14 protein-coding genes are annotated in these 22,815 nt (G+C 55.6%); 6 read left to right on the top strand and 8 right to left on the bottom strand.

Annotation, left to right across the window (positions count from 1 at the left end; genetic code table 11):
* Positions 1 to 140: 140 nt before the first annotated feature.
* Both SV7mr_RS20070 and SV7mr_RS20065 read right to left on the bottom strand, forming a co-directional pair.
* Positions 141 to 4,031 carry a choice-of-anchor D domain-containing protein gene (locus SV7mr_RS20070; protein ID WP_145276064.1) on the bottom strand — a complete coding sequence of 1,297 codons (3,891 nt, stop codon included), beginning with the start codon at positions 4,029 to 4,031 and terminating at the stop codon, positions 141 to 143.
* Positions 4,032 to 4,249: 218 nt separating this feature from the next.
* Positions 4,250 to 7,240, bottom strand: a complete 2,991-nt coding sequence (locus SV7mr_RS20065; RefSeq protein ID WP_419187660.1) for a PVC-type heme-binding CxxCH protein — start codon at positions 7,238 to 7,240, stop codon at positions 4,250 to 4,252.
* Positions 7,241 to 7,601: 361 nt separating this feature from the next.
* Here SV7mr_RS20065 and SV7mr_RS20060 point away from each other — a divergent pair, with 361 nt between their 5' ends.
* The 5 genes from SV7mr_RS20060 (at position 7,602) to SV7mr_RS20040 (ending at position 14,374) form a co-directional block, all read left to right on the top strand.
* On the top strand, positions 7,602 to 8,972 hold the full coding sequence (locus SV7mr_RS20060; RefSeq protein WP_145276060.1) for a right-handed parallel beta-helix repeat-containing protein: 1,371 nt from the start codon (positions 7,602 to 7,604) through the stop codon (positions 8,970 to 8,972).
* Positions 8,973 to 9,637: 665 nt separating this feature from the next.
* Positions 9,638 to 9,874, top strand: coding sequence for a twin-arginine translocase TatA/TatE family subunit (gene tatA / locus SV7mr_RS20055; RefSeq protein WP_419187659.1), 237 nt, complete (start codon positions 9,638 to 9,640; stop codon positions 9,872 to 9,874).
* Between the two features lie 2 nt (positions 9,875 to 9,876).
* Positions 9,877 to 10,146 carry a Sec-independent protein translocase subunit TatA/TatB gene (locus SV7mr_RS20050; protein WP_145276058.1) on the top strand — a complete coding sequence of 90 codons (270 nt, stop codon included), beginning with the start codon at positions 9,877 to 9,879 and terminating at the stop codon, positions 10,144 to 10,146.
* A gap of 1,189 nt (positions 10,147 to 11,335) precedes the next feature.
* Entirely contained in the window at positions 11,336 to 12,940 is a 1,605-nt protein-coding gene (locus SV7mr_RS20045; RefSeq protein ID WP_145276056.1) for a sigma-70 family RNA polymerase sigma factor, read from the top strand.
* 666 nt (positions 12,941 to 13,606) lie between these two features.
* On the top strand, positions 13,607 to 14,374 hold the full coding sequence (locus SV7mr_RS20040) for a PEP-CTERM sorting domain-containing protein (RefSeq protein ID WP_419187658.1): 768 nt from the start codon (positions 13,607 to 13,609) through the stop codon (positions 14,372 to 14,374).
* A 50-nt stretch (positions 14,375 to 14,424) separates the two neighbouring features.
* Here SV7mr_RS20040 and SV7mr_RS20035 read toward each other — a convergent pair whose 3' ends face one another.
* Positions 14,425 to 15,573, bottom strand: a complete 1,149-nt coding sequence (locus tag SV7mr_RS20035; protein ID WP_145276052.1) for a Gfo/Idh/MocA family protein — start codon at positions 15,571 to 15,573, stop codon at positions 14,425 to 14,427.
* A gap of 339 nt (positions 15,574 to 15,912) precedes the next feature.
* On the opposite strand from SV7mr_RS20035, the gene SV7mr_RS20030 reads away from it, so the two are divergent.
* Complete coding sequence (locus SV7mr_RS20030; RefSeq protein ID WP_145276050.1) at positions 15,913 to 16,686, top strand: LuxR C-terminal-related transcriptional regulator; 774 nt, start codon at positions 15,913 to 15,915, stop codon at positions 16,684 to 16,686.
* 313 nt (positions 16,687 to 16,999) lie between these two features.
* On the opposite strand, the gene SV7mr_RS20025 is transcribed toward SV7mr_RS20030, so the two are convergent.
* The 5 genes from SV7mr_RS20025 to lhgO all read right to left on the bottom strand — a co-directional run bounded on the left by SV7mr_RS20025 (position 17,000) and on the right by lhgO (position 22,566).
* On the bottom strand, positions 17,000 to 18,523 hold the full coding sequence (locus SV7mr_RS20025) for a sulfatase (RefSeq protein WP_419187657.1): 1,524 nt from the start codon (positions 18,521 to 18,523) through the stop codon (positions 17,000 to 17,002).
* 197 nt (positions 18,524 to 18,720) lie between these two features.
* Positions 18,721 to 19,596, bottom strand: a complete 876-nt coding sequence (locus SV7mr_RS20020) for a serine/threonine-protein kinase (protein WP_419187656.1) — start codon at positions 19,594 to 19,596, stop codon at positions 18,721 to 18,723.
* 134 nt (positions 19,597 to 19,730) lie between these two features.
* On the bottom strand, positions 19,731 to 20,546 hold the full coding sequence (locus tag SV7mr_RS20015) for an ABC transporter permease (RefSeq protein WP_145276048.1): 816 nt from the start codon (positions 20,544 to 20,546) through the stop codon (positions 19,731 to 19,733).
* Entirely contained in the window at positions 20,543 to 21,370 is an 828-nt protein-coding gene (locus SV7mr_RS20010) for an ABC transporter ATP-binding protein (protein WP_419187655.1), read from the bottom strand. Before SV7mr_RS20010 ends, SV7mr_RS20015 begins: the two co-directional genes overlap by 4 nt.
* On the bottom strand, positions 21,367 to 22,566 hold the full coding sequence (gene lhgO, locus SV7mr_RS20005) for an L-2-hydroxyglutarate oxidase (protein ID WP_145276046.1): 1,200 nt from the start codon (positions 22,564 to 22,566) through the stop codon (positions 21,367 to 21,369). The genes SV7mr_RS20010 and lhgO overlap by 4 nt, the downstream gene beginning before the upstream one ends.
* Positions 22,567 to 22,815 lie beyond the last annotated feature (249 nt).

The following is a 22,815-nucleotide window of genomic DNA, read 5'->3' as shown; positions in this document are numbered from 1 at the left end:
GATTCTATCGAGCGGATTGTCATCACACCGAAGTTTCCGAACGCCGAAGGTGTTCTACACCATAGCCCAGGGTCGCGCAGCGCACCCTGGGGACAGGCTGTTTGGCGTGTTCACCAAGCAGCAGTTCACCAGGTCAGGACTTACAACTGATTGCCCAGCAGGTTCAAGAACAAGGCGTAATCCAGGCCATCGATCGCGTCATCGCCATCGAGATCCAGGCGATGGTCATAGCGCTGCGTCCCGCCAGGCTGTTGGTAGGATTGTGCGAACAGGCCGAGGTCAATGCCGTTAACATCTCGGTCTCCGTTGCTGTCACCAAGCAATCGAAAGAACCCGTCATTAGCGGCCAGCGCACCTTGGGCGGTGCCCAGAGTGTAGTCGGCAAGCATGGGGTAATTGTCAGCGCCGGATGAGCGAATGAAGTCGGCAACGATTCGCAGTTCGTAATTCCCATCTGGCAGCGGTTGATTTCCCTCGGGCGGGGTCAGGCGAGGGAAAATGGTGAGCAGCGATTTTCCATCAACGGTTTGAAGTTGTGCTTGCCAGCCGATGGGCAAGGTTTCCTCCAGGTGTCGCAGGCGGACCGCTGAGCCCAATTGACTTCCATCGATGGGCTGATTGAAGGTCACTAAGATTTCGTCCAGTTGGCTGCGCGTCTGGGCACCGTTGTTGATGACGATCGATTCGACCAGCAAGTCTGTGGCCGTGGCGGTAACAGCGAAGCGATACGGTGACTGAGCACTGTCGTCGCTATGGATGATGATCTCGGCATTGCTGAGGCCAGCTGTGTCGGTCACAAAGCGAACATCAAACGAGTAAGACTCGTTAGGCTGAATGGTTTGGGGAGCGGTTCCAGCGATCGCGAAACGGTTCGCATGATCGCCGCCGATTTGGATGTCCGTGACGTTTAACGCTCGATCGCCAGTGTTATGGACTTGATACGTTCTGCTGGGTGATTCGCTACCGACGGCGACCAAGCCAAAGTCGGTGCCGTCGTTAACATCCGCAGTCAAGTCGCCGTTGGCGATCACGGTTGCTGGGCCGCCGCGAACTTCAATGTTCGGTGCTGGAGTGTCGTCGTTGTGGATGATGTACTGCAGCGATCGATCCGGCGTGGGCCCACCGTGATGGCTGGTGAAGGTGAGAAGAAACGTTTCATCGGCTTCTGCGACCGTGTCACCAGCGAGGCTGATTTGGAGGTCGACGGCTGATTGTCCGGCGGCAAACGTTGCCGTGCCCGATGGGTAGCCACCCACAAAGTCACTTGCCGAAGCGGGGTTGGCACCGGTCGGCGAGATCGACCACGTGAACGTGCTGGCTTTGTCAATGAATCCCGTACGATTGATTTCCAGAGTGCGCGTTTCGGTGGCGGCATTGCCTTCAGTGATGGAGCTTAGTTGGGTTAGGACCGCAGGCAATGGCTGGCTAACGTTGGTCCATGTTGTGTAATCCGATTCGTCATACCGAGCAATCTGAGTCCAGGGCTGCGCGTCGATCGAGTATTCCAACACGACATCTTCCCCTGCCGATGTCCCCTTCATTCCGCCGCCGTTCCGGCTGGCGAAGATGATCGAAAAGTCGGCTGTTGCTCCGGGTGCCGGACGAAGGGGGATCGTTTCTGCAAACCGTTCCCCGCCGGCATTAAAGAATAAAGCGTTGCCCTGGGATTCGGGAAAGATCCCTGAAGCGATTCCGCTTTCGATGGATGCCCATTTGGTCTGATCCAAATTGGGGTCAAAGTCGTCGCTGACATCGGTGCTGGTGACGACAAAGTCATCAAACGCCCAGTTGTCACCGTTTGCAGAACTGAAGGCAACCTGCCTGAGTCGCAGTGAAGCACCGACATCCGTGTTGATGATCGATTCATCTTCTACGATGACAATGGATGCGCTGCCTTGGTTGGCAATGATTTCATAGTTGCCGTTGCTGGAGGGCAGTAAACTGACCAGGAAGGTCTCGTTGCCTTCGACAACCAGGTCTCCTTCAATGGGAACGTCAAAGCTGGCCGTTGTCTGATTGGCGGCAAACGAAACGGTTCCGGTCAGATCACTGTTCAAGTCATTGGCATCGGCCGCGTCATTGGATGGGAAACTGATCTCCCAGTCGATGTCTTGGGCCAGCGTGGTGGTCCCGCTGCGAGTGATGGTCAGGGTTGCCGTGCCGCCACTCTCAACGTCTCCTTCGTTCAGGCTGGTCGATTCAGCATCGATTTCGAAGAACACCGAACCTTCGAGCAGTTCTCCATAGGCAACGCGATCGGCAACGTCATATCCGGTCGCGCTGACAATGCGAACGGCGAAGGATTCAGTTCGCTCGTTGAGTGCGTCTTTAAGCGAAGTCAGGTGAACTGCCGCCGTGCCCTGCGAAAGGCTGACGACTTGACTGACTGGCGAACTAAAGTCAGCACCACTGGCCGAAAACGGTGCTGACTGGCCGGGCGTTTGCTGGCGAACGGCTGCGATTTCAATGGTCACATCCGTGTTTCCGCCGTCGCTGGAACTGATCGTGAACACCGCGTCTGCGCCTTCCCACACGGTCGCATTGGTAGCGGTGATCGAGACGGTTGGATTGCTTGCAGCGATGCCAGCGATTTTCACTTCGTACTGACCCAACGATCCGTAACCGCTGTATCCCTGGGGGCTCGATTGGCTGTACGGGGTTGGTGACGGTTCGCTGAACGTGTCGGTGGCCGGGGCATAAGTGATGTTTCGGGCGACGCCCTGAACACGAATGAAATACTGTCCTGCGGCCAAGTTTAGGTCGGCGAAAGGGGCGTTCAGTGCGTTCGATGGATTCGCTTCTGCAATGAAGTTGCCTTGGTCGTCGTACAGTCCAGCCCAAAGATCTAGATTGGGTTTGTAGGCCAACGCATCGACATCAATCGAGACCGTTGCCAGGGACGTGCTGAACTGGAACCAATCCACATCGGTGTTGCGTTCGATGATGCCGAACTGAGTCGCAGAGGTTCCCCCACTTTCGTCCAGTTGTGTTGCCCCGGTGCGTGTGTTCGAGTGATCGTCGGCCAAGTAGGGAAAGTTATCCGTCGAGACAATCAGGGACAGGTCGTCTTCGGTCTCTGAAGCGTTGTAATAATCCCCATTGTTCCACTGCGTCACCTGCCGGCTGAGTGCACCGCCCAGGATTGGCCCCCAGCTGGTGCTGCCGCTGCCATGCCCGTTGTAATAGGTTGTGCTGCCTTGGCCATCATGGTGCAGGCCCAGGAGGTGTCCCACTTCGTGTGAAACGGTTTCACTGCCGGTTGCCAAGCCACGGTTGTAGATGAACGCGGCTTCATCGGTCCGATCATCAAAGGCGCCGATAAAGGCCTGCCCACCACAGCCGCACTTGCTAAACGAATCGGTCGTCATCACAGCGCGGGCTCCCCAGCGTGTATCGCCAGAGTCGTTGTAGATCAGGTCATTGACATCAGCCGGTTCTTCGGTGGTAACGTTCACTTCAAACGGGGCGAAGTCTTCGGCGACCACTTGCCAGATTTGCTGGATCAAGGTCAGCTGACTGTCGCTAAAGTTGTTTCCGCTGCCGCCCCAGTAATTCGGGTGAACGATGGTGCTTTCGTTGTAGAAGCTGTTCCAAGAGGTGCCGCTGGAAGTGTGGCCGTCGAAGTCCAGGTAGATCGTGTGATTCGCTCCTGGCCGGCTGTGCAGCAAGAACGTTTGATCGTTTGAAAACGGGCCTTGTGCGATGGTCTCATCATCGCCCGCATCTGAGCCGGCCGGAAAGTCACTGTCTGGATCATCATGATCGTCATGCGCCTCATCAATGGGCTCAGATTGCAGCGGCGTTACCGCTTGGACCGGTGCGATGGGGCGGCCAGGCATTCGTGGGCCATGAAAGAATCGCAGCGCCTGCGGATCGGTTTCAACGTCCTGCTGCGGATTGCCCGTTTGTGCCGAATCCCATTCCATGCCCAAACCGCTGGCTAACACCCGACGGGGCTCCAGCGTTTCGATCCATCCACGCCGACGTGAACGTCGGCGCGCTTGTTCCCTGTTTACGCGTCGTTGCGTCATCGGTGAATCTGAAAGGGCTGATAAGAAAGAGGAGCGCGTCAAGGACGAACCGCCTTGACCGTGGCAAGGTATCAACCATGCGGATTTGATTATTGCTGATTCTGGTTGTGTTTGAACGTCAATCAGCCGGTAATTCAGCACTTTGTGGAAGACTCTTTGCAGGCCCCCTGACTGGGTGTGCTGGGCTGGCTATCGATTGGAGCTCACTGCGGGCACAATCACTGGCGGCGCTTTAAAAAAGCCAACAGGTCCGCCATTTCTTGTGGGGTCACATCTTTTTCGATGCCTTCTGGCATGAGCGAGAGATCGTTTGAATGGATGCGTTCAATTTGTGCCCGCCCAATCACGTTTCGTTTGCCTTCACTCATCCTGAGCACGACCGACTGTTCATTTTCCGATTCCACTAAACCGGTAAACACTTGTCCATCGACCGTGAGCACGGTGTAAGAATTGAAGCGTGGTTCGACCTTGCCATTGGGATCCAAGATATCGTGTAGCAGAGCCAAGGAAGAGCGATTGCGTGTGTCAGAAAGGTCGGGGCCAACCGATTTGCCGTCTCCGTCGACGACATGACAGGCGGCACAGACGCGGCCAAAGACTTGCTGGCCGCGTTTGGCATTGGCTGCAAGAGCAAGTGCCGGCTGATACTGGGCAGCGACCTGTTGCCGATTCGCACTGACCGCGCCGCCGAATAATTTGGCCGCCTGATCGGCGATTTGTTTGTCGCGATGGCGCAGCAAACGGACTCGCCAATCAACGCTTAGCATCGAATGCGCAATGTCACCTTGCTGCATGGCGTCGAGTAGCTTTTGCAGCGAACTTGTTCGGCGCAACAGCAGTTGCAACGCCGTCGGTCGTACGGAGGCACCGATCTGATTCCATGAATCAATGATCAAGTCAAACGTTTCCGGGGTCGCATGTGCAGACAACGCATCAATGCAAGCAAGTTGTAACTGCGGTGCCGTTGAGCTGCTGAGCGTGCTGACAAACGCCTGGCGGTTGCGGTTGAAATCAGCGAATCCCAGTAGCTTCATCGCGGCAACACGTTGTCCCAAAGGTTGCTTGGGATCAAGCACACACTCGCTGCACTGTTGCATGCATTGGCTGATCCAATCAGCCGACTGCAGCCAGGGCAGTTGTGGCGAATCGCTTTGCGCATCGGAGACCAATCGCCGCAGGCTTAATCGTCCCAGCGGTCCTTGGTAGCGTGGCAAGCCCTGGCCGAACCCGCTGACGATCGCTGCTTGCCAGCGCAGTTCCAGCGCCGCTTCCGCATTGAGAAGCGACAACGTGCTGGCAACTTCAGCTTTGTCTCCACGCGCGCCAACGCAAGAGGCGAGTGTGCGAATCAAATGTTGAGCGCCAATCCGGTCGTCAGGTCGGAATTCAGGATCGTGAAGCAATTGCTCCAGCACGGCACCGCAGCGTGTGGACAGCGACGTCATCATGGCGTCAACAAACATTGGTTGCTGGCCATCGCGTTTGGCCGCTTGCACCAGTGCATGGGTTGCGGCGTCACTCTGATTGCCAGACAACGCGATCACTGCAGCACAACGGACACGTGGATTTGAATGCCGAGTCAGTTCGACAGCCCGCCTGAGAATCGCTGGTTCGTCGATCATGCTTTCACAGACCTTTAGTCCTGCGATCAGGCATTCTGGATGAGAATCAGCCAGCAATCCAATGCAGTCCGCCTGAGTCAATGCGTTAAGTCCCGCCAACGTCCAGCAGGCATGCAACCGAGTGGTGGCTTGGTCGTCATCAAGTTTGCCGCGGACGTGTTCGGCCAGTCCAGTGTCACCGTTTTCAACCAGCAAACGTTGAGCCAAGAATTGTCGCCATCCGTTCGAGTCGCTTAGCAGAGCGACCGCATCTTCGATGGTTTCCGCAGGTTCAAAGGCACGCGTTTGATCATGAGTTGGAACGATGCGATAGATCCGCCCACGATCATCGCCGGCACGCCAGTCCAATTGATCAGCGATCTCCTGGGGCAAGAATTTCGGGTGCTCGACCCACAGTCGGTACATGTCAGCCAGGTACAGGGCGTCGTCCGGCCCGGTGGCCAGGGACGCCGGGCGGAACCAGGTGTCAGTCGACGCAATAAAATCCGCCTTGGGGCGGGCTCGTGAAGCAATGAAGCGAAGCTCACTGGTGTCAACGATCGAACGTGTGACCAAGTGCCCGATGGGTTCGCAGACAAAGATACTTGATTGAAAGCCGGCCTCTCCCAAGCCACCCAAGTACGCCGTGGTGCCGCAAGCCGATGTATGGGTTCCGGCGTGTGACAGGTAGTTGCTTTTCATTTCCACTCGGGGAAACACAAGCGAGTCGCCTCCGGAAGCGGCCACGTCGTAGAACGATTCACTGGCCGTGTGGAACGGATTGCGAGCCAACAGTGCAGGCGGCAACGCGGTCGTGATGATTGGATTGCGGTTGGTGCAGTAAAACCGGTTTCCCCAGCGGTCAACGGTGTTGCCGAATTGTCCCATCCCGCTATCAGCTTGAATCTGCAACGAGCGGGGATCGAAGCGAACGTCCTTGCGCGGTAACACGACCGGGGCAACATCCACTGCTTGGCCAGTTGCAGTTAGGCCAGCGACGATTGTTCCTGGTCCGTAATTCAGATAGACCCAGTTATCGAGCCCCCAGACGGGATTGCCGATCTGCATTTGAGGGTGGGCTGCCGTGAAGCCTTTGAACAGGACTTCACGTTGATCGGCGATCTCGTCGCCGTCGGAATCTTTCAGGAACAGGATTTCATTTTGAGCGGCAACCAGCAAGCCGTCTTTGTACGCCATCATGCTATGGGCAAAGCGTAGGCCCTCTGCAAACACCACTCGGCGATCCGCTTTGCCGTCTCCATCGTCATCGGGCAACATCACGATGCGTGAGAGAAAAGGCTTGCCCGGTTCAGGGCCGATCGGGTAGTCACCATATTCGGCAACAAACATTCGCCCTCGCTGATCAAAGGCCATGGACACCGGGTCCATGACCAAGGGCTCGGCGGCGTACAACGAAATCTCATAGCCGGGTTCGATTTCCAGGGCGGCCAATGAAGCTTCTGGCGATCGCGGTGCCGCGGTCGGTTCGTTGATCCAGTGGCGTCCCCCGCGGCCACTATCGATCACTTCCAGAGCGGATTGGCTTTGATCTGGTTGTTGGCCGATCGCAACCGGATCGGGGACACTGATCAGCGGGCAAGACAACATCACCACCCGCGCCAGCGCGCTCTGCAGGGACGAAGGTCGTGGACAAAGAGAAGACCAGAAACGAGTTTTCATTTTTGCAGCCAAGGAACGTTGAAACAGAACATTTCGGGTGGGCAACGGGTTAGCATAAACGCTCGCCTGGCCGGGGTGTTTGATTCTGTGTTTCGAATTCTAAGCGAAATGCGTCCATGAATCGTGTCGTTGGTCTCCCTCGCACCCCGATTTCAGTCAGGCTGCCTTGTTCCGTTTGCCTGACAAACAAGAGGAATGCCAGCGAATGCGAACACGCGCGCGAGTGGCTTGAGGAACTTGAGTTAGAAAAAGGGTTGCGGTGAATGTTAGAAATGCAAGCAGGTTGCAAATGAGCTCCATAACAAAATTAACCACCATCGCTTGGTTGTTCCTCTTCACCAGCTCTGCAGGAGCCATCGCGCCAGTCTCGGGACTGGTGGGCGATGGTGTCGCCGATGAGAGTGAGGCGATTCAAGCGGCGGTTGATGCCGGAACGGGACATCTGCAATTCGAACGCGGTGTCTATCGTTTGACCAAGACCATTGAAGTCGATTTAGATCGCGTCGGGCCGACGAGTCTATCCGGTGGTGGCGTGGCTCGCTTTGTCATGGAGGGACAAGGGCCCGCGTTTTCCTTTGTCGGTACGCATCAAGGCACCGCCGATCCGAAAACCTTCAAGCCCAATGTCTGGCAAAACCAGCGGGCACCCATGGTCGATGGGATTGAAATCGTTGGGAAACATCCCCAGGCAGAAGGAATTGTTGCCAGTGGCACCATGCAGTTAACGTTAACGCGATTGCAAATCCGAAACGTGTTGCACGCGGTTCGTTTGACCAAGCGCAATCGCAATGTGACCCTGTCGGAGTGTCACCTGTATGACAACCGTGGGATCGGAGTGTTTCTTGATGCGGTGAACCTGCATCAAATCAATCTTGCCAATTGCCACATCAGTTACAACAGGCAAGGCGGCGTGGTTGCCAAGGGCAGTGAGATTCGCAACCTGCAAATTGGCACCTGTGATATCGAAGGCAATATGTCCCCCCAAACCCAGCCCACTGCCAATGTCTTGTTGGACGCCACGGGGAGCTCCCTGGGGGAAGTGGCCATCGTTGGATGCACGATTCAGCACGATCATGTTTCGCCTGATTCAGCGAACATTCGCATCGACGGTCGTTCGCTCAAACGCCCTTTCACCGACGAAGTCAGGCATGGCAACATCACTATCAGTGACAATGTTCTAAGTGATGTTGCAGTGAACCTGGACGTGGTTGGTGTTCGCGCCCTGACGGTTTCTGGAAACACGATCTGGAAGGGATACCAAGCCAATGTTCAGTTGCAGGATTGCCGCCATGTCGTTTTTTCGGGCAACGTCTATGATCGCAACCCTCGCTATCATTACGGGGACGGAGACGAGGCCAAGCTGGGATCGATCTTCCGCCAGTGCCAGCACGTGACGGTGACCGGCGATCACTTTGCCGGCAGGACCCGTCACGCTGCGGTCTTGCAGTTGATCGATTGTGCAGCGATCAACGTCAGTGGTTGCAGTTTTTCGCAAGTCAGCCTCGTGGGGATCTCGGTTAGCAAGGTGTCCTTTGGTCAGATCACCGGCACGTTGTTTTCTTTGCAAGGTGAATCCTCGGTCGCGATTGAAATGGATCCGCAAAGTGATGTCACTGAGTCGGCCAATCGTTCGCGCAGTGTCGGCCTGCCGCCGCGGTGACTTGCTCTGGCGCTGGGAGCAGGCCACTGGATCTAGCTTTTGGGCGGCCAAAGCAAGGCAGGTGGTGAAGGTAGGGGTCCTGTGGTCTCCGTCAATTCTTTGGGCTTCGCTAATTCTGGGGGCTTGGCAGATTGGGGCGGCTGGACGAACTCTACTTAGAAATGCTTGTAAAGGAGTCGCTTGCTACCTTTGACGGATGCGGCGAAGCGAATAAAATGGAGTTGAAGATCAGTCGCTTCCCTAATTTGGCGACTGGTTTAGTATGATCCCCCCCCGACACGACGGTCCTGGAGGTGGTTGCCGGCCCCAGAGGCAGGGTGTTTTGAAGCCAATTTGGAGTGACTCAGTGGTTGCTCTGTCCGGATTCGAACATCTTGCTTGCCCGAGCCCGGTGTGAGTGTGATGTGAGCTAAGCTGCATTGAAGCATGTGAAAAATGCATGGGTTCAATGCCCCAGTTTTGGCTGGCCCGCTTGTGAGCTGACTGAAAGAGGTTGGTTTTCGCAGGCAACCGTGTGCAATTTGGCCTGTTTCGACGCCAGATTGCTTGATCACGGATCGCAACTCAGCTGGTGTTTGTTTCTGGAGAAGCCCAACCGACCGACCCGCTTTCGCCGCATTTGTGCGTGAGGGTTTTGATTCTCAAGCCTCTTATGGAGCGAAACCATGTCTGATTCTCTGTCCATGATTGTTGATTCACTCGGGCCATTGGCCTTCGGATTTCCCGGTACCACAGAAATGATGATTCTGTTGGTCGTCGTGTTGGTGTTATTCGGTGGCGCCAAGCTGCCGAGTTTGATGCGAAACCTTGGTCGCAGTGCCAATGAGTTCAAGAAAGGACTCAGTGACACTGCCGACGACGATGGTGGTGCAACCGACGGCGACCAATCAACGGAACAGTAGATATGTTTGGGCTGGGTCCGTTCGAAATGGCGGTCATCGGCGTGATCGCAGTGGTTCTCTTTGGTGGTAGTTTGCCCGAGGTGGCTCGCAAGGCGGGAGCCGTCTATCGCGAGTTTCGTGGGCGGCTAGACGATGTTCAGCGCGAATTTCGTTCCGCAGAATACGAAGCTTCCAAAGCCATTAACCCCTATGCGACATCCGATGGCCAAGAGGATGGAGACGATGAGGAGACGGCTGAGCCAGTCGCTCCCAAGTTTACGCCTCCTTCCTGAGTCCGTTGTCCTTGAATTGGCAACGGTTGAAGCAATTTTACCGGCGAACTCACCACGAGTTCGCCGTTGGTCCAGGAACCTGCAGGCTCTGATGTCTGGACAGGATCGCGTTGGCAGTTTCAAATACGCTTGATGACGTGTCCTTCATCTTGGTCCTCGTGAATTGAATTGCGGTTGCATTGCATGGCAACGTTGGCGAACCAATTGTGGGACACCCAATCCATCCTGTGATCCGCCGGCGTTTCCGCATCACGCAACAGCCTTGTGCTCGGGTGATTCGGTTGCCTGGAAATTCGTGACCGCTAACATTGACGTTGTGGCGATGTTGTCTGCACAGCCAACGTGGCTCGTGCCGAGACTCGTTCTGTGACGTTTGAGCGGTGCTCTGGAGACTCGCAATGGGTGTCCTTGGGCTCATGACCATCGGCTCGAGATTGATTCGGTTGCGATGGATTTACAGAGGGGGTGAAAGGCTAGCAGATTGAGTTTCCGGCATCACCTCCGCAGGGTGACTGGGTGACTAGCCGATCGAACGACTGGGGGGGGGAGTTGCCCTTGCTGCAGCTAAAGTTGCACTCGCCTCGGTGCACGTGAGCTAGCCTCGGGATACCGTACGAAATTGTGTACCTTTGACTGGGTTTGCATGCTCATTAGCTACGGAGACGGGGGCTTCATGCCGCGTTACAGTTTGACGATGGGTGAATATGAAGAATCGTGGATTCCGCTTAGTGCAATAGACGATTGAGGATGTAATCTGTTGCCCATCAAGGCTCAGTTTGCGGTCATTACGGTGGCAAAAAACAGGTTGAAACGAGAAGACAGGTTTCAGCAAGTCAGTGGCCGCCGCGTTACCGAAGAGCATGTGGAAGGCACAAGCCAAGCGATGCTTGAAACGGGGCGCAAACCCACTTGAGGGAAGAATGGACAATTGGGGCAAGAGACAGTTGGCGCCTAGCAGTTTGAATGTCTGGCGGTTCCCCCCGCTTGCGACAATCCGACTGGGATAAACATCGTCACTGCACACCGTGGTGGCGAGATCACCGACACATGAGCCAATTTTTGTTTGGCTTCCAATAACAACCTGGAACTACATAGAGATAGCCCGCAGGATCGATCATCCAGGAAAAAAATCCGGCAGAGGTACATCGGACGTTCAGCCTCTGTCTTAACCGGCGATGCAATAGCAAAGATGTCTACGAATTTTCAACAACCCAGCTCAGATAACTTCGAATCGCAATCCGTTGCGGTGCTGCAAGGCGATCCAGAACTCGAAGCGCAAACCGAACCCGATAATGAGGGTCAGGAGTCCGCCGAAGGCTCGGCGGATGCCGAAGGGGCTGATGATGACTTATTGCTTGAAGGTGATGCGTCTTTCGAAGAGGGCGAATCAGAAGAAAGCGACAGTTCCTCAGAGGAACTCGACGAAGAAGGTCTATTAACCCTGCGCGTCGAGAGTTCTGAAATGACGGACGATCCGATCCAAGCCTATTTGGCGTGGATCAGTCAGGTTCCCTTGCTTTCCCGCGAGGAAGAAGTCTCGCTCGCCAAGCGAATCGTCACCCATCGGACGCGTGTGCGAAAAGGCTTGCTCAGCGCTGATTTCATTCTGCGTCATGCCCACGATTTGCTGCAGCGTGTGCAAGAAGGTGAGCTGCGGTTTGACCGGATCATTCAAGTGGCTGTGAGCGATCGATTGGAAAAACACCAAGTCGTGGGGCGTCTGCCACACAACTTGAAAACCATCGCAGCGCTGTTGGAGTTGAATCGGCAAGACTACGAGGAAATCGTCTCCGGGGCCTCACAACGTCGTTGCTTGGCACTCTGGGCACAGATTCGAGCTCGACGCCAGCGCGCCATTCGCTTGATCGAAGAGCTTGGACTGCGCCAAGAATTGCTGACCGAGCAATTTGAGACGCTGGTCAATCTGCAACGCCGTGTGAGCGAATTGTCCGGAAGCCAAGATCCAGACGATCTCGAAGAACGCAACTCGCTGCTGCAAATGGCTCAGCGCTCCGAAAAAGGATTGCGCGGTCAGGTCGAAAAGATGGAGACTGCCAATCGCTTGTTTGAAATGGCAAAGAACGAACTCTGCGAAGCAAACTTGCGACTGGTCGTTTCAATCGCCAAACGCTATCGCAAACGCGGCGTCGCGTTTCTGGATTTGATCCAAGAAGGGAACGCAGGGCTGATTCGAGCGGTTGAAAAATTCGAATACCAACGCGGCTTTAAATTCTGCACCTACGCGACGTGGTGGATTCGCCAGGCCATTAGCCGCGCAGTTTGTGACCAAGGGCGGACGATTCGAGTGCCCTCTCACGTGACCCCTGAGATCAACCGCATGCGACGCATCGATTCGCAGCTGCGGCACGAACTCGGTCGCGGCCCGTCGGAAGAAGAGATCGCCAAGGCAGCCGAAACGACCACCGAACAAGCTGAATCGATCATGCGGATCATCCAGAATCCGTCCAGCTTGCAGTCGCAAATCGGTCGAGATCAAGATCACGAACTCGGTGACCTGATCGCCAATGAATCGGAATCGCGGCCCGACGAAGAAGTTGATCATCGCATGCTTCGTAAACACCTCAGACGCGTGTTGGACGAGAAGCTCAACTGGCGCGAACGAGAGATCGTGAAGATGCGCTTTGGATTGGGGGATGGTCACGATTACACCTTGGCCGATATCGCCCAGGTCTTTCAGATCTCACGCGAACGTGTGCGCCAATTGGAACGCCGAGCACTCAAAAAACTGAGTGACGATCCGAAGAACGCAAAGCTCAGCGGCTTCTTCGATTAATCAATGCCGTTGCTCCGGCAAGCATGAAAACGATTGACGAGACAAACCGGGAAAGCACAGCCGCATGGCACTTGCCAGCGGTTTGCCGGCGAAAGGCAAACGCACGCTCTCTAGCGCGTCGCCCCTGATCCGACAGGGGATTCATCCGAGGAATTCACCGTGGACAGCCGCTGTTGCCTGGGCGGGCGCATTTTTGGGTGGCTGGGCGAATTCTGGGCGGGCGTTCGGTCGCATGTCTCTGGTCGATTGCGTTTATTCTTAGGCCAATCAAAGGGGGTGGATTCGACCTCAAGACGCTCTTAAGGGATCATTGGCTGGGGTTGCTTGTGGAGGCTGGTTGTCTGGTCTGATGGGTGTAGTAAAGATTCCGGGAATTCCTCGTTTGACGATTGACGTGGCAGCCAGATCGGGGAGAATGGCACTAGGACGACGCGGGATCTACCCGAGATTACGCCGTTTACCAGCACGCTGGATTTGAGACCCTGTGATTGAGGGGTGCAGTGCGAGGTGTGTGGAGATGTTTGTTGTGTACGTGGGGATTTCTCCCGCGTTCGATTTTGAAGTGGTATTGCCGGTTTTGCAAAGAAACTGGTTGACCGCTGCGTCGCGGGGAAGATGCAACCAACCATACAGGTCTTACGCGGAGACCTGCACGAAGAGACAACCATGAGATTTTGCACCGGCACATTGGCGATCATGCTGCTGGCACTGATGCTGCCGGTTCAGAGCGCACGCGCCGGGTTCATAGGCAATCTGACCGCCAACGGTGACGGTGCCACCGACGCTGTCTTCTTCCATGGTTACATCGATGGCAATGACGCTTCGGACAGTGGTGAACCGCTGCTGGGTTACCTAAACAACGGAACTGATGGCGTCGACCCGCTACCGATGATCAGCTTGGACAGTGATAAGAAGAATTTGAAAAAGTTCTCCATCACGAGTGGTGGCATGTTTACGGAAGCGAACCCTGATCCTCAAACAACAATCCCCGAATACAACTACATTGAGAAGAGTGCACAAGCCGTATTCTTCGATTCTGATACACAGTGGAGTTACCGGGGGAAATACGACACGGAAGGATCGGGGCAATTCAGCGGTGGATCTGGAGGTCTCACGGTTACAGACGCGGGCAACGAAAAATCCGGTGTCATTGACTTTGTCGTCAACAACGGGAGCGGCGGGACCGGTTTGTCCGGAGATTGGGTTGTCAGCTTGAAAGCTAGTTCCGAGTTTTCAGTGTTCGCGTTTCAGGGACTTGATAACGTAACGCAGTTCACCTTCAGCAATTTGCCTCATGGTCTCTCGCACGTCTCGTTCTACCAAGCGGATTCTGAGACTCCCTCTCCAGGTCCAATGGTTCCAGAGCCCACGTCGCTTTCCATTTTCTGCCTCGCGAGTCTAATGGCCTGTGTTCGTTCTCGGCGCCGACGCTGATTCGCTCACCTGCGCTCGCTTCTCTGCTGCCTTGGTGATTGCCATCGGGCTTAGGCGTTGACATCCACCCAGCGTTGTTGCTGATGGCTGGTCAAAATGGCTTCACAAAGGCTGACTTCACGATGTCCGTCGGCGAAGCTGGGAAAGCTGGCCGGAGCACTGAAGTCGCCTGCTTCGATGTACTGATAAAAGGCCCTGAACAGCTGTTTGAAAGCATCTGGAAACCCTTCGTTGTGCCCACCAGGATAGGATGACTTGTTGGCGGCCTGAGATGAGAGCAATGCGGGGTCGCGTAGCAAGGCTTGGTTGGCCTGATTGCGATGGCCAATCCAAAGCTCATTAGGTGTCTCGCTGTTGAAGCAGAGCGCCTGATCGCTGCCGGCGACTTCAAAACGCAAGCAGTTCTTGCGGCCGGCGGTGGTTTGTGAGACCCACAGGTTGCCCGGCGTGCCGTCCTCGAATTTCAGCAAGACTGATCCACAGTCATCGGTGTTGACGTCCACCGGTTCCGTTTCACGCGGGGCGTTGCTGCCGGAGAACGTTTCCGCTCCACCGATCGGCCGCTGCCGGATAGGGTAAACCGTGTGCAAGTCCGCCAGGACTTTGCTGACCTTCTTGCCCGTGATGAACTGAATCAGGTCCAGCCAGTGGGTGCCAATGTCGGCCACCGCTCGTAAGGGGCCACCCTCTTTTGCACTCACGCGCCAGTTGTAGTCCTCTGGATACAGCAGCCAGTCTTGGACGTAGGACCCTTGCACGTGGATGACGTTGCCCAGACTGCCATCTTGCACGCGAGCGGCTGCTTCCTGGCACAGAGGATAGAAGCGGATGTTGTAAGCGACTCCGGCGGCAACGTTGGCTTGCGAGGCAAGCTGCACCAGCTGCGCTGACTGGTCGCTGGAAACCGCCAGCGGTTTTTCACAGAGCACGTGTTTGCCAGCTTCGATCACCGCCTTGGCTTGTGAAAAGTGCAATGCATTGGGAGTGGTCAGGTGCACGCAATCCACGTCAGGGTCTTGCAAGACTTGACTGAGGGAAGTCAGTCGCGTGGGTAAGCCCAAATCGCGTGCGGCGGTGAGGGACTTTTCAGGTGTGGAACCAATGATACCCATGACTTGCACCCCACAACGGCGGAGCGCTTCTACGTGAATAGGACCAATGAAGCCCGTGCCGACAACGACAGATTTGGAAATGTGCATGTGATTGAAAAATATTTCTTCAGTGACAAAGAGGTACCAATGGGAACGGTCAGCGTAGCTGGCGCAGCCGTTTAGGGTCAACCGTCGGATCATTCACCCGAATATGGCAGGTTCAAGATTGAAACTGCTTGGGAATGTGGACTTTTAGTGCGTAGGCCACGCCGGTGTGTTTCACGCTGTTTGCATCACGCAAGTGTGAACCACGTCTGCGCAAGACACGCCGTCGCGGCGACTGAGGGGGATTGCTCATAGAGACCGATGCAACCTCCAAACACCTGTGCGGGTCAGCCCGCAGGCCGTTCATTTTTTACTCCAATGACCTGGGAAAGTGACGAATAGATGATCAATCACAACGACAACATGTATGGAATGGAACCCACCGCGCAACGTGTGATTTACGCGGCAAGCAAGGATGCAAACTGGCTAGCCAAAGTTCGTCAGTCAGCAACGGCTGAGAACTATCGACTCAAGACCTCTCCTTCGATCACTGCACTGATCGGTCAACATGTTCCAGGTGAAGACATTGCTTGTGTCTTGTTGGACTATGACCCACGCATTCAGCAGTGGTCGAGCATTGAGCAGTTGATGGGCGACAAAGGGGTCGTGGCACCAATCGTTTTGGTGCTCAACGAAGCCGCCGGCCATGGTGCTGCTGATGCGATCGCTCGCATCGCTCACGTGACTGCTTTCAGCAGTATGGAAGTTCGCGAAATCGTTCAGTCGATTCGCGATGCGATTGAACTTGAAAGCTTGGTGTCTCACCAATTCGATGTCGTTCGCTGCCATCGCTTGTTTGACCGATTGCCAGAGCGTCAGCGCAAGATTGTGCAATACGTTGTTGAAGGGGCACCCAACAAGCAGATTGCCACTCGCCTGAAGGTTTCGATCAAGACCATTGAACGCGAGCGTCAAAAAGCGTATCGCCAACTGGGCGTTCGCAGCACAGCTGAAATGACTCGCGTGGTCATCTTGGGCGGCTTGTACGATGTCATCTTTCCAGAGTCCAACCAAGGACAAGCGGAATTTCGCATCGACACTCCCAGTCCCAGTTCGGCCCCGGTAGTTGCAAAGCCTGCGATGTACTCGGCTTTCTCTGAAAGCTCCAGTCTCTAGGGCGATGGATCGTCGGGGCCAGCGATCGAAGTCGCGACTGAGTTGGCGAACTCAAGCGATCCCAAGACTGGGATCCAGTAGTAACGGTGTCAGTGGAATCCATTCGACTGAACCAATACGGGGCCGGCTGAAAAGCCATGTGCAGAACTGTTCAGGTCGTTTGACAAGAGGGGCAAGGGACCTGAACAGTGAATCCACAGAACAGAGAATCCACAGAACAGAGAATCCGCAAAAGAGCGGTAGCCCATCACGCGGTTACCCAAGCGGCATTGCATCAACGCTCTGCGCTGAATTCGATCCTCCCGTTGATCATTCAAAGTCGGGCCGGATTGACCGGTCCGGTGGGCTCTTTTCCACTGGCATGTTTCCGCAACTCTCTCTGCAGACGTTTGATCACCGCCTGATCTTGATCACTCGGATCGACCGCCAGATTATGGAACTCCAATGGGTCGCTGTGATGGTCGTACAGTTCCCTGCCCTGCTCTCCTTGGGCCCATTCGGTGTAGCGATACTTCTGCGTGCGAATGCTGCAGCCCATCACAGGTTGCTTGAGGCGATCATCTGCCGGTCGCAGCACTTGAGTGATCGCTCGGCCGTGCCAGGTCTTTGTGGGCTCATTCAACAGCGGCGTTAAATCACGTCCAGGCAGTTCGGCAGGCGTGTCTTTCAAATTGGCTAGAGCACCGAGTGTTGGGTACAAGTCCACGAATTCAACGATCCGCCGACAGACTTGTCCATTGCCCTTTGCGTTGGGCATGCGAATGATCATGGGCGAGCGTGCCGCCTGTTCGAACAGTGTTCGTTTCTGCCAGATGCCACCATGTTCACCCAGGTGATAGCCATGGTCGCTCCAGAAAACCACAATGGTTCGGTCAGCCAGTCCCTGTGATTCAAGTTCGTCGAGCATGCGTCCGACCTGTGCGTCGATGAACGAGACACAGGCATAGTAAGCCTGGATGGCTTTGCGAAGTGTTAGTTCGTCTAGGCCGTAATTGGGGACGGGGCAGTTGTGGGCGAAGGCTGCGACGGGAATGTCATCTCGATCATTTGCCGGTGCGAATGGCAGGTGGATCGATTCCAAGGGATACATGTCAAAGTATTTCTTGGGTGCCACGTAAGGCGTGTGGGGTCGAAAGAAACCTGCGGCCAGAAAGAAGGGCTCGTCGCGATGCTCTTTTAGCAATCGGATCGCTTCGGTGGCAATCATGCCATCGGTCTGCTCTTCGTCTTTGCCTTCGGCTGCCAGCCAGGATAACGCTGCACTGATCTTGCGGTGAGGCTCAGCATTGAAGATCAACTGCTCTTGAGATTTATCGCGACCGATTGGGTTGACGGTCTGATTCCAGCTGGGCGGATCATCAAAGCCATCGGTGCCGATCGAGGCCGGTACGTTGTAATGATAGATCTTTCCAACTCGCCCAGCCCAGTAACCGCCACCCTGAAAGGCTTGTGGGATCGTCACCGCGTTGGGCACCTCGTCGCGGAAGTGTCGATCCAGGTCGTAGACACCAATCTGATCGGGACGCAGTCCCGTCATCAGTGAGGCACGTGTTGGGTTGCACAGTGGAAGCTGATTGTAAGCGTTCAAAAAACAAACCCCGCTGCCAGCGAGGCGATCCAGATGCGGTGTCTGTGCGATCGGGTCTCCATAACAGCCCAGCGTGCATGCCAAGTCATCGACGGCAATCATCAGCACATTCAGCGGCGCTTGATCTGAAGCCTGACTTGTTGAGCGTAATTGAGCGGCGGCGTCTTGCCAGACCGGCAGAGTGATTCCCAGCAGAACCAAGATCAGGTTGAAGCGGACGGGCAGCAAACGAGAGAAACAAGAAACCACAGAGACGATCCCCGGTTGGAGCGTGCGAGAGAAGGCTGCCAACTGGCAGCGTGAGCGGAAAGCAAGCCGCTATCATAGTCTCTGGGACCAACGGGACTAGGGACAAGAGGCGACAATGTTGACGGCCTGTCACGGTCAGAGGGGCCGGTCAGAGGTGGCCGGTCAGAGGCCTTTTAAGCCGCCCGTTAAGCCGCCCGCTAAGCCGCACGGCGAGTGCTTGACGTCACACGCAGTTTCGACGGAATGCTTCCACAAATCAGTGGCGTGCGAATCGAGGCGATCGCATTCTTCATGGCCACTGCATCGCGAAAACGTTTGTTGGGTGCCGGATCCACTGCTTTCCGAATCGCCGCGACAAAGTCCGCCGCCAATCCACGTCGCAACCGGTTGTAACCTGGCAGTGGCGATTCAAATGGATACTCGGGCAATTCACCCGCCAGCAAACGGTACAAGACCAGGCCGAGCGAGAAGACATCGCTGCGGTAACTGGGATGCCCCATGGCCTGTTCAGGAGCCATGTAGCCCAGAGTGCCGCTGCCGGACATCTCGTGCCGACCGACTTGCACGCGAGCCAAGCCAAAATCGCCCAAGCGAATCGTCTGATCGGGGAACAGGATCAAGTTCTCTGGCTTGATGTCACGGTGCAAGATTTTGTGTTGATGCGCGTAAGCGACGGCATCAATCATTTGCAAGGCATAATCGACCGCGCTGGCGCGCGCCATGCGGCGGGTTAGCCGATCGAGCAGCGATTCTCCACCGAGCGGGAAGACCATGACAAAACGGTCGCCATAGAACTGAGCATCCTTGAGCTGCACGATGGACGGATGGTCAAGTTTTGCCAGAATTCGAACTTCGCGCAGCAGGCTGTCGAGACACTGATTGTTGCTCGTGAAGCGTTCCTCAGGAATCTTTAGCGCGACTTGTCGCCCTTCGATGGTATCGTTGGCGGCATAGACGGTGGCAAATCCGCCTTCGCCAAGCCGTTTCATGATTCGATACTTACCCAAGCGAGAGCCAACGCGCAGCGAAGGCGACTCAGTCTGTCCGGTTGCAAATAGCTTATAGTTTGTCACGGGCTCTCACATCGATGGCGGGCAATCAATTGATGTCGATCTAGTGCAAGGAAGTTGACTGCCAAACAAGTGCAAATGCTTTCGTTGTCTTTCGTCCATTCGAGTACCGTTTGTGCAGTTTTTTTGGTTGACGACTAGTCCTTGTCGAGCCAACGCCGCAGCAGTGTGCGAGAAATCAATTCCACGGCGGCGAATAAAATCAATCCCAGCAAGGTGGAGGCAAACAAAGCAGCAACCACTTCCGGGGTCTTGATCGCGCCCTGCCACTTGGTCATTAAGGCTCCTAAACCCTTGTAGCTGGCACCGGAGCCGACGAAAAACTCCGCCACAATGGCCCCGATCACAGCTAGTCCCGTGCTGTTTTTCGTTCCCAAAACCAGGTAGGGAATCGCATTGGGAATCTGCAGACGCAGCAGCTTTTTGTAGCGGCTGGCACCATACAGAATGAACAAGTCCTCCCATTGCTTGCGCAGTGTGATCAGCCCGGTTGTGACACTGTTGGTAATCGGAAACAAGGCCACAATCACGGTGACAATCACGACGGAGCGAAACTGATAGCCGCTCCAAATGATCAGTAGCGGGGCGATCGCGATGATGGGGACCGTTTGCAGGAAAATCATGTAGGGGAACAGTGCCAGACGCAGTCGGGCTGATTGCGAAAAGAGGAGACCGAGCGACGTTCCGACAACGATCGCGGCGAGCAACCCCGTCGCAGCCGCAGCTCCGGTCGTCAGCATGCCTCCGATCAGCAAGGCTCGCGTGGAGTACATCGCCTCAAAGACCAGTTTGGGAGACGGCAGCACGGCCGGTGGCCAGTCCATGACCATGACCAACGCTTGCCAGACGGGCAGGATCAGCAGCGCCACAATCATCAGCGGGACCACTGTGGCGGCGCCTTGCATCAGCTTGCTGGCCAGGCTGGCTGCCGGTTTGGTCTTGATGGTGCTCATACCTGACCCTCCACTGATTCAACGCCACGCAGGGCATCACTGATCAAGCCATAAAACTCACCGAAAGGTGCAGTTCGACGGATGGATTCATCACGCGGCCAAGCCAGAGGGTTTGGGATCACGCGTTCGAGTTTCCCGCCACGCATGATCGCGATGCGATGGCTGAGCATGATCGATTCGGCAATGTTATGCGTGACCATCACGGCGGTGAACTGGCGCTGTTGCCAAAGTGAAATCAGCAACTGGCCCAGATCCTGTCGCAGCATGTCATCCAATGCAGCAAAGGGTTCGTCGAGCAGCAGAAGTTTGGGTTCGGTGACCAACGCGCGTGCAACCGAAGCTCGCATCTGCATGCCTCCAGAAAGCTCTCCAGGAGAGTGTTTGCTCGCGTGTTCTAATTGAACGCTGCGCAGCGCATCGATGGCAGCCGCTTGACGGGTTTTCTTGGTTCCACGCGAGATCAAATCCAGTGGCAGCTGCACATTGCTTAGAGTGTCCGCCCAGGGCAGTAGCGCGGGTTGTTGAAAGACAAAGCCAACCTCACCGCAGTCATTGGTGTCCGATGCGTGCGTCTGAATGCTGCCAGAGCTTAGTGGCTGTAATCCCGCAATCGCGCGCAAGAGGGTGGTCTTGCCACAGCCGCTCGGTCCGATCAAGGAAACGATTTCGCCCGCCTGAATGTCTAAATCAATCGGCCCTAGTTGAAAGACCGCTGAACCGAATTGCACCGCTGCTTGCTGGCACTGGATGGCCACAGTGGATTGGTCAGGAGAGGCTTGAGGCATGTCGGCTAGCCAGCGCGTGGGATGTGGAACAGGGGTCACGATGCGTTTAGTTTGGCGACCAGCGTTTCCGCAATGGCCAAGGACGCCGTCGCTGCCGGCGAGGGAGCGTTTAAAACATGCGTGCTGTTTGGACCGGATTCAATCAAAAAATCATCAATCAGTCTGCCATCGCGGGCAACCGCTTGGGCGCGAACTCCAGCGCGGCCGGGAACCAGATCCGAGGCTTTGAGTTCCGGGATCAAGCGCCGCAGGGCTGACACGAAGGCTGATTTGCTGAACGAGCGATGGATTTCCCCCAAACCGGGTTTCCAATGTCGACGTGCCAGTTTCCTGAATCCGCTGTAACGCAGTGTTTCCAGAAGGTCTTTGCCTCGCAGCGTTTTCCAGTTGTAGCCTTCACGTGCCAATGCCAAAACCGCGTTCGGACCGCATTCAACTCCGCCATCGATCATGCGTGTGAAGTGAACGCCCAAGAAGGGGAACGCTGGATCAGGGACAGGGTAGATCAAGTTCTTGACCAATGAGCGGCGATCGTCGCGCAACTCATAGTACTCTCCGCGAAACGGCACAATTTGTATCGCTGGATCCAGCCCGCAGAGTCTGGCGATCCGATCGCACTGCAAGCCTCCGCAGTTGATCAAATGTTGGCAGGCATAGGTCTGGCCGCTCTGGCAGATGATGTTCAGCGAATCGCCAGAACGCTGAACGTTGACGACACGTTGGCCGAGATGGATGTGTCCGCCATGATCACGGATCTGTTCAGCGAGCTTTTGAGCGACCACGGCATAGTTGACGATCCCGGTTTCCGGAACATGCAACCCCGCCAGTCCAGCGACGTGGGGCTCCAGTCGACGCAGGTCATCTGAATTGATTCGCGCAAACTCAACTCCGTTTGCCAACGCTCGCTCGGCGATCGAATCCAATGCCTTCAACTCTTGCTCGCTGGTGGCCACAACAACTTTGCCACAGCGGTCCCAGGGCACGTCATGCTCCTGGCAAAAGGCTTCCATCAGTGATTTGCCATGCCGACAATTGAGTGCTTTCTGTGAACCAGGCTTGTAGTAAATACCACTATGAATCACACCCGAGTTGCGACCCGTTTGATGTTGAGCGACCGCGGATTCCGCTTCGACGACCTGCACGGTTGCGTCAGGAGAGGTGCGTTGAAGCTCCCTGGCAACCGCCAGGCCAACAATGCCGCCACCGATAACGATAAAGTCCGCGTTGCAAGACATAAAGTGATGGGGACTCGAGCAAGGAAAGTTGGCACAGGGCAAAGGGAACGCAAAAACGAACGCAGCCGCGTTGGTGAAACGAAACTCTCTGACGTCGGCAGTCAGCCTCGCCTGCACGCTGGCATTGAGCAGGCGGTGTTTGGTAGCGTTTCTTATACCGTTTTTGTTTTATTTTGGTTAGGTGGTAACCCCCGCGTCGGTCTCCCGGACCAAGGCCGTTTCATCCGGTGCTGTCTGAGTGAGTGACTA

It is taken from the genome of Stieleria bergensis, assembly GCA_007745635.1.
GTDB classification, from domain to species: Bacteria; Planctomycetota; Planctomycetia; order Pirellulales; family Pirellulaceae; genus Stieleria; species Stieleria bergensis.
The sequence above is the reverse complement of the archived record's forward strand: the minus strand, read 5'-3'. Positions and strand labels throughout refer to the sequence as shown.

What these genes read in the sequence shown, in the direction of transcription:
- SV7mr_RS20070 (WP_145276064.1), bottom strand. Translation starts at nt 4,031, where the DNA reads ATGACGCAACGACGCGTAAACAGGGAACAAGCGCGCCGACGTTCACGT.
- SV7mr_RS20065 (WP_419187660.1), bottom strand. Translation starts at nt 7,240, where the DNA reads ATGTTGTCTTGCCCGCTGATCAGTGTCCCCGATCCGGTTGCGATCGGC.
- SV7mr_RS20060 (WP_145276060.1), top strand. Translation starts at nt 7,602, where the DNA reads ATGAGCTCCATAACAAAATTAACCACCATCGCTTGGTTGTTCCTCTTC.
- tatA (WP_419187659.1), top strand. Translation starts at nt 9,638, where the DNA reads ATGTCTGATTCTCTGTCCATGATTGTTGATTCACTCGGGCCATTGGCC.
- SV7mr_RS20050 (WP_145276058.1), top strand. Translation starts at nt 9,877, where the DNA reads ATGTTTGGGCTGGGTCCGTTCGAAATGGCGGTCATCGGCGTGATCGCA.
- SV7mr_RS20045 (WP_145276056.1), top strand. Translation starts at nt 11,336, where the DNA reads ATGTCTACGAATTTTCAACAACCCAGCTCAGATAACTTCGAATCGCAA.
- SV7mr_RS20040 (WP_419187658.1), top strand. Translation starts at nt 13,607, where the DNA reads ATGAGATTTTGCACCGGCACATTGGCGATCATGCTGCTGGCACTGATG.
- SV7mr_RS20035 (WP_145276052.1), bottom strand. Translation starts at nt 15,573, where the DNA reads ATGCACATTTCCAAATCTGTCGTTGTCGGCACGGGCTTCATTGGTCCT.
- SV7mr_RS20030 (WP_145276050.1), top strand. Translation starts at nt 15,913, where the DNA reads ATGATCAATCACAACGACAACATGTATGGAATGGAACCCACCGCGCAA.
- SV7mr_RS20015 (WP_145276048.1), bottom strand. Translation starts at nt 20,546, where the DNA reads ATGAGCACCATCAAGACCAAACCGGCAGCCAGCCTGGCCAGCAAGCTG.
- lhgO (WP_145276046.1), bottom strand. Translation starts at nt 22,566, where the DNA reads ATGTCTTGCAACGCGGACTTTATCGTTATCGGTGGCGGCATTGTTGGC.